Source organism: Acinetobacter sp. X9, assembly GCF_054889255.1.
Window position 1 is genome coordinate 3,131,831 of record NZ_CM142679.1, and the last position, 14,192, is coordinate 3,146,022.

At 40.6% G+C, this 14,192-nt stretch carries 11 protein-coding genes and 1 pseudogene; 7 read left to right on the forward strand and 5 right to left on the reverse strand.

Annotated features, from left to right (window positions below):
* Positions 1-221: 221 nt before the first annotated feature.
* Entirely contained in the window at positions 222-1,094 is an 873-nt protein-coding gene (locus ACYU0V_RS14900; protein ID WP_461848069.1) for a LysR family transcriptional regulator, read from the reverse strand.
* Positions 1,095-1,349: 255 nt separating this feature from the next.
* Between ACYU0V_RS14900 and ACYU0V_RS14905 the strand changes: the two genes are divergently transcribed.
* Complete coding sequence (locus tag ACYU0V_RS14905) at positions 1,350-1,958, forward strand: LysE family translocator (protein ID WP_039767082.1); 609 nt, start codon at positions 1,350-1,352, stop codon at positions 1,956-1,958.
* 149 nt (positions 1,959-2,107) lie between these two features.
* Here ACYU0V_RS14905 and ACYU0V_RS14910 read toward each other — a convergent pair whose 3' ends face one another.
* From ACYU0V_RS14910 to ACYU0V_RS14925, 4 genes and pseudogenes are all read right to left on the reverse strand, one after another.
* Positions 2,108-3,154 carry an AbrB family transcriptional regulator gene (locus tag ACYU0V_RS14910; RefSeq protein ID WP_213688821.1) on the reverse strand — a complete coding sequence of 349 codons (1,047 nt, stop codon included), beginning with the start codon at positions 3,152-3,154 and terminating at the stop codon, positions 2,108-2,110.
* A gap of 49 nt (positions 3,155-3,203) precedes the next feature.
* Positions 3,204-4,703, reverse strand: coding sequence for a tripartite tricarboxylate transporter permease (locus tag ACYU0V_RS14915; RefSeq protein WP_130121930.1), 1,500 nt, complete (start codon positions 4,701-4,703; stop codon positions 3,204-3,206).
* Positions 4,704-4,715: 12 nt separating this feature from the next.
* Positions 4,716-5,162, reverse strand: a complete 447-nt coding sequence (locus ACYU0V_RS14920; protein WP_005803309.1) for a tripartite tricarboxylate transporter TctB family protein — start codon at positions 5,160-5,162, stop codon at positions 4,716-4,718.
* 54 nt (positions 5,163-5,216) lie between these two features.
* A pseudogene (locus tag ACYU0V_RS14925) lies at positions 5,217-6,268 on the reverse strand (Bug family tripartite tricarboxylate transporter substrate binding protein).
* Between the two features lie 791 nt (positions 6,269-7,059).
* Between ACYU0V_RS14925 and ACYU0V_RS14930 the strand changes: the two are divergent.
* The 6 genes from ACYU0V_RS14930 to tcuB all read left to right on the forward strand — a co-directional run bounded on the left by ACYU0V_RS14930 (position 7,060) and on the right by tcuB (position 14,158).
* Entirely contained in the window at positions 7,060-7,989 is a 930-nt protein-coding gene (locus ACYU0V_RS14930) for a LysR family transcriptional regulator (protein ID WP_017481268.1), read from the forward strand.
* A 277-nt stretch (positions 7,990-8,266) separates the two neighbouring features.
* Positions 8,267-9,577 carry an MFS transporter gene (gene tcuC / locus ACYU0V_RS14935; protein ID WP_014208455.1) on the forward strand — a complete coding sequence of 437 codons (1,311 nt, stop codon included), beginning with the start codon at positions 8,267-8,269 and terminating at the stop codon, positions 9,575-9,577.
* Between the two features lie 91 nt (positions 9,578-9,668).
* Positions 9,669-10,463, forward strand: coding sequence for a substrate-binding domain-containing protein (locus ACYU0V_RS14940; RefSeq protein WP_057085133.1), 795 nt, complete (start codon positions 9,669-9,671; stop codon positions 10,461-10,463).
* Between the two features lie 132 nt (positions 10,464-10,595).
* Entirely contained in the window at positions 10,596-11,525 is a 930-nt protein-coding gene (locus tag ACYU0V_RS14945) for a LysR family transcriptional regulator (protein WP_213688823.1), read from the forward strand.
* A gap of 103 nt (positions 11,526-11,628) precedes the next feature.
* Positions 11,629-13,035 (forward strand): FAD-dependent tricarballylate dehydrogenase TcuA, encoded by a 1,407-nt coding sequence (gene tcuA, locus ACYU0V_RS14950; RefSeq protein WP_447511947.1) that lies wholly within the window; start codon positions 11,629-11,631, stop codon positions 13,033-13,035.
* Positions 13,025-14,158 (forward strand): tricarballylate utilization 4Fe-4S protein TcuB, encoded by a 1,134-nt coding sequence (gene tcuB, locus ACYU0V_RS14955; protein WP_325795370.1) that lies wholly within the window; start codon positions 13,025-13,027, stop codon positions 14,156-14,158. The genes tcuA and tcuB overlap by 11 nt, the downstream gene beginning before the upstream one ends.
* The last annotated feature ends 34 nt before the right edge of the window (positions 14,159-14,192 follow it).

Below are 14,192 nucleotides of genomic sequence, written 5' to 3' on the forward strand. Positions count from 1 at the left end.
AATCAGAACATGAATAAAAATGATTTAGTCTCATTACAAACTGAGTGAAATTCATGTTTAGGGTTTAATAAATAAGTATGAAGTTAAATTTTTTTCATCTTCGGGAATTTTAGACAGCAGAAATTCAATATGCAACGCTCACACAGCACCTTAATCATTTCAAATATTAATTATTATTTTCAAATACTTAATGGTAAAAATTTAAATTAAAAAGAATCAACCTAAAGTAATGTGTGCTGACTTTCATTCATCTCTGCTTTTAGCCATTCTAAAAATATGGTTTTACGTGAATCTTCCTCAAAAGCGCTATGAGAAAGTAAAAAATAGGCTGAATTATCTTGCACAACAGGTGAAATTTTTTTCAGTAAGTTCCACTCAAGCTCTTTTTCAATCATATAAATTGAGATGACCGTTGCGCCAAGTCCCGCCAAACAGCCTTCTAAACATAGATAAAAATGTTCGAGTTCAACTTTAGCGTAGCCTTTTAAACTCTGCTTTAATTCAACAATGCGACTCATGCTTTTGAAAAAATTGGGTCTAGAGGTCGAGATCAGTAGGTCGGTTGTTTCTGATGGCTTGGTTGCTTGAACTAGAGCGATATATTCATCGGCAATTTTTTCGCTATAGATATGCTCTCCCCAATCAAAATCATTTCGGCGAATTGCGATATCAATATTATCTTTTTCAAAGTCGACCACACCGCCTGCAGTGAGTAACACAACCTCAAAATCATGACCGAGCTTTTTAAATTTTGATAACCGTGGAATGAGCCATTTCATGGAAAGCGTCGGTTCACATGACAAAACCAATTGTTTGTTGTGAATTTTAGGCTGGCTGAGTTGAATCAAACATTCATCGAGTTGACCAAACACCTGATGGCAACAACTCAATAAAGTTTCACCCTGCTCGGTCATCACAAGTGTTTTGTTTTTTCGTTCGAATAAAGTCGTATTTAAAGCTTCTTCTAAATTATAAATCTGTTTACTGACCGCACTTTGCGTCACAAATAATTTCTTTGCAGCTAAAGTCACACTGCCATACTTCGCCACAAAATAGAAAAATTTTAGTGAATTCAGTGATATTCTTTCAAACATTCCAAAAACTCATAAATGTGTAGTCGTTTTTATCGATTTTTATTTTTAGATTTCTGTTCAAAATAAAAATCATCTTGATTAAACCCTATTTTAGATGATGAAAAATATATTGAATATCTATATCTATCTTCACAAATGTAAAGCCCTAATCTTTCTAACGAAAAGAATAGCAGCTCTCAATAAAACAGTTCTCCTCTCAAATACATTCCAAAAAGTACTGATCAACCCCCTCATTTTCAGTGAGGGTGCAAGATAATGGCAGAGTTCATTGCGGTTATTCTCATTACGATTTTGGCAGTGGTAAGTCCCGGAGCTGACTTTGCGATTGTCACCAAAAATAGTTATCTGTACGGCAGAAAAATAGGTGTGTTCACTTCACTGGGAATATCGCTTGGCGTGTTGGTGCATGTGACCTATACGTTAGTTGCCGTTGCCTTTGTGATGACTTATACGCCACAAATTTTGAATATTGTTAAGTACATTGGTGCGCTTTACCTGATCTACATTGGCTATAAAACTTTTACTCAAAAACCAGTTTTAGACACTGCGGCTTTAAACACTATAGGTACTTTGCAAGCCATAAAATACGGCTTTTTTACCAACGCCCTCAACCCAAAAACCACGCTATTTGTGATTAGTACCTATACGCAAATTGTGAGTTTAACCACGCCTAAAACCATACTTTTGGCTTATGGCTTTTTTATGTCTTTGGCCCATTTTGTATGGTTTTCACTGGTGGCGGTGCTGTTTTCATCCATGCTACTGAGACAGAAAATGTTAGCCAAACAAGTACAGATTAATAAGGTGATTGGCTCTATTTTATGTGTCTTAGGCGTGATTTTGCTTTTTACTAAGTTTCAGTAGAGGGACTTGATTGCTAAAGCGATAATAAATACTAAGCATCGCTTTAGCTTATTTTGGTCAATAGATTAAGACATTACATGACTTAACCATGTAAGCACTAACCGTAGATATTCCCCACCTAAACATCCTCTTCAGCCGCATAGGAGGTCTTACTTTTTAGATTTAAAAAACAATTGCAGACTGTATTGATAAAAAAAGCGTGTAGTGAGAATGACGAAAATTAATCTTGAGAGTTGAAAGGAAACGACGATGGGTACTGCGAGTCCGAGAGCTTTAGCCATCAGTGACATTTCTGCGATGCCTCCCGGTGAAAGCCCTAAAATCAAGATTTGTTTTTCTGTATGACTTAAATTAACCAGTAATAAAGCAACGCTGATCGATAACGCTAAAGCCAGTAGATTGAAGATCAGTGTGATTCCAATAAATTTTTTATTTTTCCTTAAAAAGCTAAATGGAAATTTGCTACCTAGTGACCAGCCAATACAAACTTGACCAAAGGCAGTAAACCATTCAGGCAATTTCATCTGAAGTATTCCACAAAATGACAATAACCCAATAATGGCGAGTGGCCCCAAAATCCAAGCATTCAAAAGATTAAAAAATTGAAAAACCTGACCCACAAACAGGGCCAGACAAAACAGTAAGATGACCTGAAAAAAGCTAAATTGATCCGACACTGGTATCTTTAAACCAGTCCATTCGACATGAAAATAAAGCTCCATAAAAATTGGAACCAGCACAACCAAAATCACAATTCTCAAACTATGGGCAGCAACGACTTTATCGACTTGAGCTTGATATCGTTCTGCAATATTCACCATTTCACTGGCACTGCCAATCGCAGAAGAAAACCATGCAGTTGCCCAATCCAAGGCATTAACTCGATATTGCAATCCAGCCAGCAACGTACCCAATACAAGTGACCATGCCAAACCTATGAGGATAAAGCCCCAATATGCTGCCACTGCCTGTACTAAAGCTGGTGAAAAGTATAGGCCTAAAGCCATACCAATAATGACCTGTCCTATGCGTCGCCACTGGGGATCACAGGCAAGTGGATGACCAACACTACCGAACAATAAGGCCGTCAATAAAGGTCCAAGCAACCAAGGCAAGGGAATATGCAAATATTTGGCAATTAAAGCTCCGACCAGAGCAATTGCTAATCCTTTGAGATTTGAGCTTATTTTTTCCATAATTCAGAGCAATAATAGCCAACCAATGCTGACTATTATTGCTGTCCTATTAAGCTTGTTGCTTTTTGATAAACAAGTATTTACGAACGATTGGCAAGATCAATAATAATCCTGACATGATCCAAAGTCCTATACTAATGTTACTGCTCCATAAGACATTAAGTTCCCCTTGAGAAATTGAAAGTGCACGGCGCAGATTAGATTCCATTAATTCGCCAAGTACAAAACCAAGAATCAGTGGAGCTAAGGGAAAATCAAATTTTCTGAGAATATATCCACATACACCTAAGCCCATACATAACAGCAAGTCAAAGATATTGCTATGAATAGCATATACACCAACAAAACTCACACTTGCGATGATCGGGATCAGAATGTAATTAGGAATACTCAGCATGCGGGCAAAGAAGCCTACCAATGGCAAGTTCAATACCAACAGAATGATATTACCCACCATAAGCGATGCAATCAGCGACCACACCAATACAGGTTGCTGAACAAATAACTGCGGACCTGGTGCGATGTTGTACATAAGCAACGCGCCCATCATGACCGCAGTCGTCCCCGAACCCGGCACACCTAGTGTCAACATGGGTACAAATGAACCACAAGCCGCTGCGTTATTCGCACTTTCTGGTGCAGCAAGCCCACGTAAGTCACCTTTACCAAACTTGCTACTATCCTTTGCCATTTTTCGCTCAGTGGTATAGGCCATTGCACTTGCAACGGTTGCACCTGCTCCTGGGAGAATACCCAAGAAGAAACCAATCACTGAACTGCGGATAATAGCAACTAACGAGAAAATGAACTCTTTAAGATTAAAAAGAGAACGTTTTCCTTGTTTTAAGGCAACTTGACCAATTGTCGTACGTTCGAGCATTAATAGGATTTCGCTTACACTAAATAGGCCAATAACCAAAGTAGTAAAAGCAATTCCGTCACTTAAACCCACACTGTTAAAGGTAAAGCGATATACACCTGTAATTGCATCCATTCCCACAGTTGAAAGTGCTAAGCCCATGAGTGCCATAATTAAGGTTTTAAAAGGCTGCGTACTGACCAGACCAGTTAAACAAACAATTGCAAAGACCATCAGAGCAAAATATTCAGCGGGACCAAACGCAATTGCCCATTTCGCCAATATAGGTGCAAACAATACAATCCCAATAAAAGCAACAGTACTTCCAACAAAGGAACTGACCGATGACAAAGACAATGCGATTCCTGCCTTTCCTTGCTGTGCCAATGGATAACCATCTAACGTGGTCATAATGGCTCCAGCATCTCCGGGTACGTTTAACAGAATCGCTGAAATACGTCCGCCATATTCACAGCCCAAATAAACTGCTGCCAATAAAATCAAGGCACTATCTACAGGTAAACCTAAAGCGTAAGCAAACGGCAATAAAATTGCCACACCATTAATTGGACCTAAACCCGGTAATAAGCCAACAATCGTTCCAATAAATGCGCCAATCAAAGCAATTAAAAGATTCTGTGGTTGTAAAGCAACCTCAAACCCCATCATTAAAAAACTTAATACATCCATATCGGGTCATCCTTAACCAAAAAATCCAAGTGGTAATGGCACATCCAAGAAACGGTCAAACATATAGTAGGTACTCATGCTAAGTACCAAACCTGTCACCAAAACCGGTATGGTTTTGCCATGGAAAAGTTTGCCCACTGCAATGGTCATCAACAGGGTTGCAACAATAAAGCCGAGCCATTCAAAAACTAATGCGTATAGCGTTAAAGCCACCGCACATAACGCTAACTTAACGACTAGATGTTTTGTCCATCCCAACTCAACGGGTTCAAACATAATGGCCGGTCGAATAGTGAGATACGCTGCACTCGCTGTAATTAAGCCCATTAATAAAATAGGAAAAGCTTTAGGGCCCACTGGATCGTAGGAAATTGGGGCTTCAAAATTGCTCGCATAAATCAACAAAAATAACCCACAAACCGTAATAATGGCGGTAAGAATCCGTTCAGATTTCATCATCTATCCTCAGAAAAAAACTGAGCTGAAAAATAGCTTCTCAACCCAGTCGATTTGTTATTGTGATAATTTATATTCTTGCGATAACTGCCGCATTTCCGCGGTCTGTTTATAAACATAAGCTTTGAGTTCTTCACCTGTCAGCTGAAATGGGAGTAGATCCTGATTTTCACGGACTGTGTCAAATTTCTGGTTAGCCATCATTTTATCGAAGGCATTTTTCCACCAACCATAAGCTTCATCACTGACCTTTGGACCCATATAGAAACCACGAATCACTGGCCACTCAATGTCATAGCCTTGCTCTTTTGCAGTAGGTAATTTTGAGAACTTCCCATCTAAACGCTTGTTAGCAAAAACTGCCAATACCCGAATATCGCCAGACTCTAGGTATGAACTTACTTCACTAATATTGCCCACCCCAACTTGAATATGCTGCCCCAATAATGAAGTCAGCACTTCCCCACCGCCTTCAAGTGCAACAAATCTTAAATCGGCAGGACTAATACCTGCTTTTTTTGCCAACATTGCTGTTTGCATCCAGTCTTGACCACCCACACTTCCGGCACCACCAAAGCTCAGTGCTTTTGGGTTTTCTCGGAGTGCTTTCATCAAGTCATCAAGGTTTTTCAATGGCGAGTCTTTATGTACCGAAACCAGACCATAATCGACGGCGACCCCAGACAACCATTTCACATCTTTTTCAGTGAAGTGTCCGAATTTTCCTTGTGCTAAGTTCAAGAGTGAACCAGTGGAAAATGCAACCACGGCATTATTATTCGCAGGATCACTGTTTACGATTTTGTTATAGGCTACGGCACCTACCCCACCCGGCATATAGGTTACGCGTATTGGATCTTTGAGCTGGTCTGTTTGTTTAAAGCCAGATTGAATCAATTTACAGGTCATATCAAACCCGCCACCCGGCTTAGCTGGGGCTATACATTCCGGACGTTTTGGCTGACCCGCCTCTTTAGAAGCATTTCCTGAACCACACCCAGCCATTGTCACACTGACGCATGTTAATGCGAGTAAAGTTAAATTTTTCATGTTACATACATCCTTATAACGTTTGCTCTATTCATATTTTGATTTTTACCAATCTCCATAATCGACCTCCTTGGCACGATCATGCTTATCGGTTTTTAGTTTTGGTCTTATGTTTGAAATGCGCTTTTCACAGCGAACTTCTGTAATGCAGCGTTACTATAAAAATTACGAATCAATCGACTGAAAGAAATAGCTAAGGAGAGGGAAAGTTAGGACAATCACCAGATCTATAATGAGAATTAAAACCTTTGCAAAAATATCCTGAAATGCTACGGTTAAATAATACTGATGAATAACAATAAGATAGTAAAAAATAATCCATTGTGTTGTCTTTTGCATATCCATGCTATGGGTAACGTTTAATGTTCAAATCAATAACCCTGTTTACCCAATCTTCCCTTCTGATCAAATGAGCGAAATACTCATATATTTTTCCAATAGTTATTGAATCAGTTACTCTTCTTCATCATTTGTAAATCCATCATATTTTTTAATGCATCATGCATTTAATGCTCTCCTTTTCTCATTTGAAAAGATTAAAGCACAGATCAAGAAAACATCGTGATACCAATAAATTAAAGGGGGCATTAGTAAAATTAAATAGGTTGAAATTCTAAGAAAAGAGCATGGGAGAGACTGAAAATTTAAGGGTCAATTTATCGTAATAATAATTAAAAGTTAGAGGAGAAATTTTAATATTAAAGTTGAAAAAGATAGTTTTATTATTTTTAGAATATCAAATTAAAGATCTTTTTTATGGATTGCTGTTAATATTAAAGCGCATGATAGATTTCCCAATCCTTCATATCTGTACAAATTAAATCAAGGATGATGAGCGAACACATTTATTATGGAAATCAAACAAATAAAATATTTTTTAACTGTGGTTGAAGCAGGTAGTATTGGTAAAGCTGCCCAAAAACTCGATGTGGGTGCTTCTGCTATTAGCCAGCAAATTAGTAAATTAGAACAAGAGCTAAGCATTCGCCTATTACAGCGTAATGCCTTTGGTGTAACCCCTACTCCAGCAGGTCTCGCCTTTTTAAAACATTCTCAACTTATTTTACGTCAAGTGAACTTCGCGGTAGATGCTGCTCATTCTGCACGACTGTCTGGACATGTCAGCCTTGGCTTTCCACCGACGATTACTGCTTTGATTGGTATCCCTTTAATGAAACTAATGTCTGAACGTTACCCAGACATTCGTTTAGAGATTGTGGAAACGCTATCAGGTAATCTGATTCAATCTATTAACTCGCGTCAGCTCGATATCGCGATTATTTTTACCAATGAAATTGATAAACAGTGGTCAATACAGCCTTTGGTACGCGAGCAAATGTATTTAATGGCACGCAAGGAAGTGCTTGAAAAATACGGTCTTGCCGACTGCATCAAAAGTGGCGTTATTCAGTCTCAACAAATTGGAGATCTTCCTTTAGTACTACCACGTCAGCGCCATAGTTTAAGAAAGTTGCTTGAGCACAAGATTGGTCAGCTTAACGTCGTCTATGAAATTGATGGCCTACACTTACTCATGGATAGTCTAATTCATCTCGACCTTGCCAGTGTCCGCCCAGGCAGCGCTTGTCTACAAGAGTACAAACATAAGCTTCAATTACTCAAGTTAGTAGACCCTGAAGTTGAACGAATCAATTACTTGGTAAGCCTTGCCGAAGAAGAATTATCACCTGCCGCACTTGCTGCAAAGTCAGCCATTAAGGCTTGCGTGAAAGATTTGATTCAAAACCAGATTTGGCCATGTTCTGAAATTATTTTATAAAGAGTCATTAATTTTATTAAATACCTAATTAATTTTGCCCTCTCACTCCCTCCTGCTTTTTGAGATTACATTTTCGTCCGAATGATAAGTGGTTTTCCGCTTGTCGAAATATAGATGTGTAGTTTGAACTGGAAACAAGGCATCACATTTTCTGCAAAGGACCTCGCTAAATCTCATTTCTAACCCATTTGCTCTTTAGATTTATTGATTGAATCAATTTAGGTCCAGCCTCGAAAATCGTGAATGTTTCCATTTTGTCAGGCCAAGGAGGTCTCCAATGGATGTCGTGAATAACCGTAGGGCTACTTTTAAAAAAATATTAAATGTAACGAGTGGCAACTTTTTAGAGCAGTACGACTTTTTTCTTTTTGGTTTCTATGCCACTTATATCGCGGCAAAATTTTTCCACTCTGAAAATGAATATGTCTCTTTAATGATGACATTTACCGTGTTTGCTGCGGGCTTTCTTATGCGTCCTCTCGGCGCTATTTTCTTGGGCGCTTATGTCGACAGAGTTGGTCGACGTAAGGGTCTTATTGTTACTTTAAGTCTTATGGCCATCGGAACCATCTTAATTACCTTTGTACCGGGTTACGAAACCATAGGTATTATTGCTCCGATTTTGGTGGTGATTGGACGTCTATTACAAGGCTTCTCGGCAGGTGTTGAATCTGGCGGTGTATCTATTTATCTCGCAGAGATTGCAACGGATAAAAACCGCGGGTTTATCACAAGCTGGCAGTCTGGCAGCCAACAAGTTGCTGTTGTGTTTGCTGCATTACTTGGCTACTGGCTCAACACCATTTTAACTACTGCTCAAGTGGGTGAATGGGGCTGGCGTATTCCGTTCTTAATCGGTTGTTTGATTATTCCGTTAATCTTCTTGTTCCGTCGTACTTTAGAGGAAACTGAAGACTTTAAAGCGCAAAAGACTCATCCATCGACCAAAGAAATTTTCAGCACACTGGCAAGCAACTGGCGCATCGTACTTGCAGGTATGATGATGAGTGCGATGACTACGACCACTTTCTACTTTATTACGGTTTACACCACAGTGTATGCAAAACGTACTTTAGAAATGTCAGTAACAGACAGCCTCTTAGCAACCGTTTTTGTTGGTTTGTCTAATTTCTTCTGGTTACCAATGGGTGGTTTGCTTTCAGACAAAATTGGTCGCCGTCCAGTACTAGTCGGCATTACCACACTTGCTCTCTTTACAAGTTATCCTGTTTTAAGTTGGTTAGTGAGCAACATTAGCTTCTCGAACCTTCTAATTACGCTTGCTTACTTCTCGTTCTTCTTTGGTATGTACAACGGAACCATGGTCGCAACGCTTGCAGAAGTGATGCCGAAACGTGTACGTACAGTTGGTTTCTCTTTAGCGTTTAGCCTTGCAGCCGCTATTTTTGGTGGTATGACCCCAATGGCTTGTACCTTCCTTGTCGAAAACACAGGCAACCCAAGTACCCCTGCTTTCTGGCTCATGCTTGCTGCGGTCTGTAGCCTCATCTCAAGCTTGTATCTATGCCGCGGTTCTAAACAGAAAAATACTGACGCGATTGCTGAACCTGCAAAAATTAGCGCTTAAAACAACAACGACTTAACCTGAAATTTTAATGAACAGTACGGCAGATCTTACGTCTCCGTACTGTGTTCTCCTGTCATTAAAGCGAGATACTATGAAAAAGTCCCCTATCTTCATGACCATTTGCCTAGCTGGTGCTGGCTTAGGCTCAACTCTTGCTAACGCAGATACTATCGAAGTAATTAGCTCAGGTGGTTTTTATTCATCTATGGAAAAACTCATTCCATTATTTGAAAAACAAACAGGCCATACCGTGCATCTCTCGTCTGGTTCATCAATGGGTGCATCACCAACTGCAATTCCAAATCGACTCGATCGTGGTGAACGTTTTGACGTGGTGGTCTTGGCTGCTCCTGAACTGAGCAAGCTCGCAGAAAAGGGTTATGTAGACCCCAATTCACAAAGTGCTTTAGTGAATTCAAGCATTGGTATGGCTGTACCTAAAGGTGCACCAAAACCAGATATTAGCTCTGCAGAAAAATTTGAAAAAGTTTTATTAAATGCCAAGCACATCGGCTATTCAGCAAGTGCGAGCGGTACGCATCTTGAAAAAGATGTTTTCCCAAGCTTCCCGCCTGTCGAGTACAAAGTAATTTCGAGTAAGGCAGAAAAAGTGGTAGGCGACCGCGTTGCAAAACGTATCGCTGAAGGCCAGTTTGATATTGGTTTCCAGCAAATTAGTGAAATCAAACCTTTTACTGGCAAATATGGTCAAGTTGAATTAGTCGGTCCAATCCCTGCACCGTATCAAAAAGTGACGGTATTTGCGGCAGGCATTGGTAAAAACTCGGAACATGCAAAAGTCGCAAAAGAGTTAATTAAATTTGTGAAATCGCCACAAGCAACACAAATTATTGAAGAACAGGGTCTTGAGCAGGTTAAAGAATAAAAGCTCTAAAAGGCAACATCTTGAGGTGATGTTGCCTTTACTCTATTGCCAGTTTACTCAAAGCAATAGAGTAAAAACTATAGCGACAAACCAGTGTAGAATTAATCCATAAAGGTTAATGTAGTATTTGCCGTGGAACTGAAACAATTAAAGTATTTTATTGCAGTGATCGAGTCAGGAAGCTTGGGTAAAGCTGCAAAAAATCTCGATATTGGAACTTCTGCATTAAGCCAGCAAATCTCAAAATTAGAAAGCGAGCTTTCTATTCGCCTTTTACAACGTACCGCTTTGGGTACGGTTCCCACCCCTGCGGGCTTAGCTTTTTTTCAACAAGTGCAACTGGCACTTAGACACCTAGACCATGCCGTAGACTCTGCGCATTCTTCACGTTTAAGTGGCCACGTCACCGTCGGTTTTTCGCCGAGTGTTGCAGCAGTTATTGGCACACACTTTTTAAAACTCATGAGAAACCGTTACCCCGACATTAAAGTCCGTCTAATTGAAGGGTTATCGGGTGACTTAAAAGCTTTAGTTAATGCAAGGCAGCTCGATGTTGCCATCATCTTTAGTGACGATGTCGACCCACAGTGGGCCATACAACCTTTAGTCAAAGAACAGATGTTTTTAATCTCGCCTAAAGAAGTGCTGAGTCAGTACGCGCTTGAAAGCTGTATCGACACTCAGACCATTAATCATTCACAGCTTAAAGAACTCCCCCTGATTTTACCGAGTCAACGACATGGACTGCGCTTGTTGCTCGAACAGAAAATTCATCAGCTTAAAGTGGCATATGAAATTGATGGGCTGCATTTGTTAATGGAAAGCATTAACCAACTCGAAATGGCAACCATCCAACCTGCGGGTGCATCATTAAACTCAAGGCAAGACTTGTGTTTGCTACGCGTTGTAGAACCTGCCATTGAACGCATTAACTATTTAATTAGCCTCTCTGAAGAAGAAATCTCACCTGCTACTTTAGCCACCAAAGTAGTGATTCGCGCCTGTGTAAGCAACTTGATTAATGAAAAGCGCTGGCCCGGTGCGGAACTCATAAATACTTAAGCGCTTAGTGTTTATTTTTACTAAACACCCATTCAAGCTTAGCCTCTCACTTCACCTTTCCTTTTAAAGCTACATTAGCCCTAGCTGAGAAAGGGAGAAATCCATGCATGATGTGATTGTAATTGGTGGTGGGAATGCCGCACTGTGTGCCGCGCTCACGGCAAAAGAAAGCGGCGCTTCTGTGCTTGTCATAGAGGCAGCACCTAAAGAATGGCGTGGTGGTAACTCACAACACACTCGTAACCTTCGCTGCATGCATGACGCTCCTCAAGACGTATTGGTCGATGCCTACCCCGAAGAAGAATATTGGCAAGACCTACTTAAAGTGACTGCAGGCAAAACCAATGAGCACTTAGCCCGTCTGGTCATTCGTAGCACGGCGACCTGCCGCGACTGGATGCGTAAACATGGTGTGAATTTTCAGCCGCCGTTATCAGGTGCTTTGCATGTTGCACGTACTAATGCTTTTTTTATGGGTGGTGGTAAAGCCCTCATTAATGCGTATTACCGTAGTGCCCAAGAGCTTGGTATCGAAATTTTATACAACACAAAAATTAAAGATCTAAAGTTAAATCAAGGACATTTTGAAGCTGCAATTGCTGAAGATGGACGTGTGTTTAAAGCAAAAAGCTGTGTATTGGCCGCAGGTGGTTTTGAGTCAAATTTGGAGTGGCTAAGAGAAGCATGGGGACAAAATGAAAACGGCGAATGGCCTGCCGATAATTTCATTATTCGTGGTACCCGCTTTAATCAAGGCAACTTGCTTAAATTTATGATAGATCAAGGTGCCGATATTATTGGTGACCCATCGCAATCGCACTGTGTCGCCGTAGATGCACGTGCACCCTTATATGACGGTGGTATATGTACTCGTATTGACTGCGTTTCCTTGGGAATTGTGGTCAATAACAAAGCCGAACGTTTTTATGATGAAGGCGAAGACTTCTGGCCAAAACGTTATGCGATTTGGGGCCGTCTTGTTGCTAAACAACCCCAGCAAATTGCTTATTCGATTATTGATTCAAAAGCCATTGGTCGCTTTATGCCCCCTGTATTTGCTGGTGTAAAAGCAAATAGCATTCAAGAGTTAGCCGAAAAAATCGGGCTAGATGCCAAAACCTTGTGCCATACAGTAGAAGAATTTAATCAAGCCTGTGTGCAAGGCACCTTTAACCATACTGTTTTAGATGACTGTACCACCGAAAATATTGTTCCCAACAAAACTCATTGGGCCGTTCCTCTCGACCAGCCACCCTTCTATGCCTATGCCCTTAAACCCGGCATTACCTTTACCTATTTAGGTTTAAAAGTCGAAGATGATGCTGCTGTACGTTTTAACAATAAGCCAAGCCGCAACCTGTTTGTCGCAGGTGAAATGATGGCAGGTAACGTACTTGGTCAGGGTTATACCGCAGGCGTTGGTATGTCGATCGGAACGACATTTGGGCGAATTGCCGGAAAAAATGCCGCCCGCTATGCACTTTCACAAGGAGTTGAACATGAATGCTAATAGCAAAGCCCTAATTCCAGTTGTTCAGCTCTCAGACCACGAGCAAGAAGTCCAAAGAGCCCTACAGATTTGTAATGCTTGTCGCTACTGTGAGTCTTTTTGCGCTGTATTTGCGGCTATGACCAAACGTCTTGAGTTTAACCAAGCCGATATTCACTACCTCGCAAACCTCTGCCATAACTGTGGTGCTTGTTTACACGCTTGCCAATATGCACCACCGCATGAGTTTGGCGTAAACATTCCTAAAGCGATGGCACAAGTACGTTTAGAAACTTATCAAGAGTTTGCGACCCCTCAGCCTTTAGGTCGACTTTATAAGTCTGTAGGTATTCCTTTTGTCTCGGCTTTAACACTTATTTTCTTTTTATGCATGCTAGCTGTGGTGTGGTACAAAGGCACCGACCTGTTTGCAGGCTATCAAGGTAATTTCTATGCGATTTTCCCGCATAACTTTTTAGCGCTACTGTTTGGAGCGACCTTTACAGTTGCGATTGTTCTGCTCGGCATTGGGATTAGTAAATTTTGGCGACAGACGTCTAAAGTCATTCATGGCAAAGTTGAGAAACCAGACCTAGTTCAAGCCACCCAAAACGTATTAACACTTAAATATTTAGATGGTGGACATGGCAAAGGCTGTAATGAGCAAGATGATCGTTATACACAAATCCGCCGTGTGTTCCATCACCTGACTTTTTATGGCTTTATGCTCTGCTTTGCAGCTACAGGTGTAGCGACTTTATATCACTATTTTCTTGACCTACACGCACCTTATCCCTACCTAAGCTTACCTGTGATTTTAGGCACTTTGGGTGGAATTGGCTTAGTTGTTGGACCATCTGGCCTGCTCTATTTAAATCTTAAACGTCATCCGTTGCATGGTGACCGTGAGCAAAAACCTGTAGATCGAGGCTTTATTTTCCTTCTACTTATCGTTAGCGCTTCAGGGCTAGCACTCATGGCATTTCGTAATACCCCTTACATGGCACTTTTATTGATTTTCCATTTAGCTACAGTCATGTCCTTCTTTATTACCATGCCATTTGGAAAGTTCGCACACGGTTTTTACCGCAGCGCTTCTTTACTCAAATTTGCCATCGAAGAACGTATTTCTAAGAAGTCATAATTTCATTCAAAAGTATTCACTATCTTGGCATAGT

Excerpts from the sequence above, each read along its gene's own strand:
- ACYU0V_RS14900 (WP_461848069.1), bottom strand. The coding sequence starts at position 1,094 with ATGTTTGAAAGAATATCACTGAATTCACTAAAATTTTTCTATTTTGTG.
- ACYU0V_RS14905 (WP_039767082.1), top strand. The coding sequence starts at position 1,350 with ATGGCAGAGTTCATTGCGGTTATTCTCATTACGATTTTGGCAGTGGTA.
- ACYU0V_RS14910 (WP_213688821.1), bottom strand. The coding sequence starts at position 3,154 with ATGGAAAAAATAAGCTCAAATCTCAAAGGATTAGCAATTGCTCTGGTC.
- ACYU0V_RS14915 (WP_130121930.1), bottom strand. The coding sequence starts at position 4,703 with ATGGATGTATTAAGTTTTTTAATGATGGGGTTTGAGGTTGCTTTACAA.
- ACYU0V_RS14920 (WP_005803309.1), bottom strand. The coding sequence starts at position 5,162 with ATGATGAAATCTGAACGGATTCTTACCGCCATTATTACGGTTTGTGGG.
- ACYU0V_RS14930 (WP_017481268.1), top strand. The coding sequence starts at position 7,060 with ATGGAAATCAAACAAATAAAATATTTTTTAACTGTGGTTGAAGCAGGT.
- tcuC (WP_014208455.1), top strand. The coding sequence starts at position 8,267 with ATGGATGTCGTGAATAACCGTAGGGCTACTTTTAAAAAAATATTAAAT.
- ACYU0V_RS14940 (WP_057085133.1), top strand. The coding sequence starts at position 9,669 with ATGAAAAAGTCCCCTATCTTCATGACCATTTGCCTAGCTGGTGCTGGC.
- tcuA (WP_447511947.1), top strand. The coding sequence starts at position 11,629 with ATGCATGATGTGATTGTAATTGGTGGTGGGAATGCCGCACTGTGTGCC.
- tcuB (WP_325795370.1), top strand. The coding sequence starts at position 13,025 with ATGAATGCTAATAGCAAAGCCCTAATTCCAGTTGTTCAGCTCTCAGAC.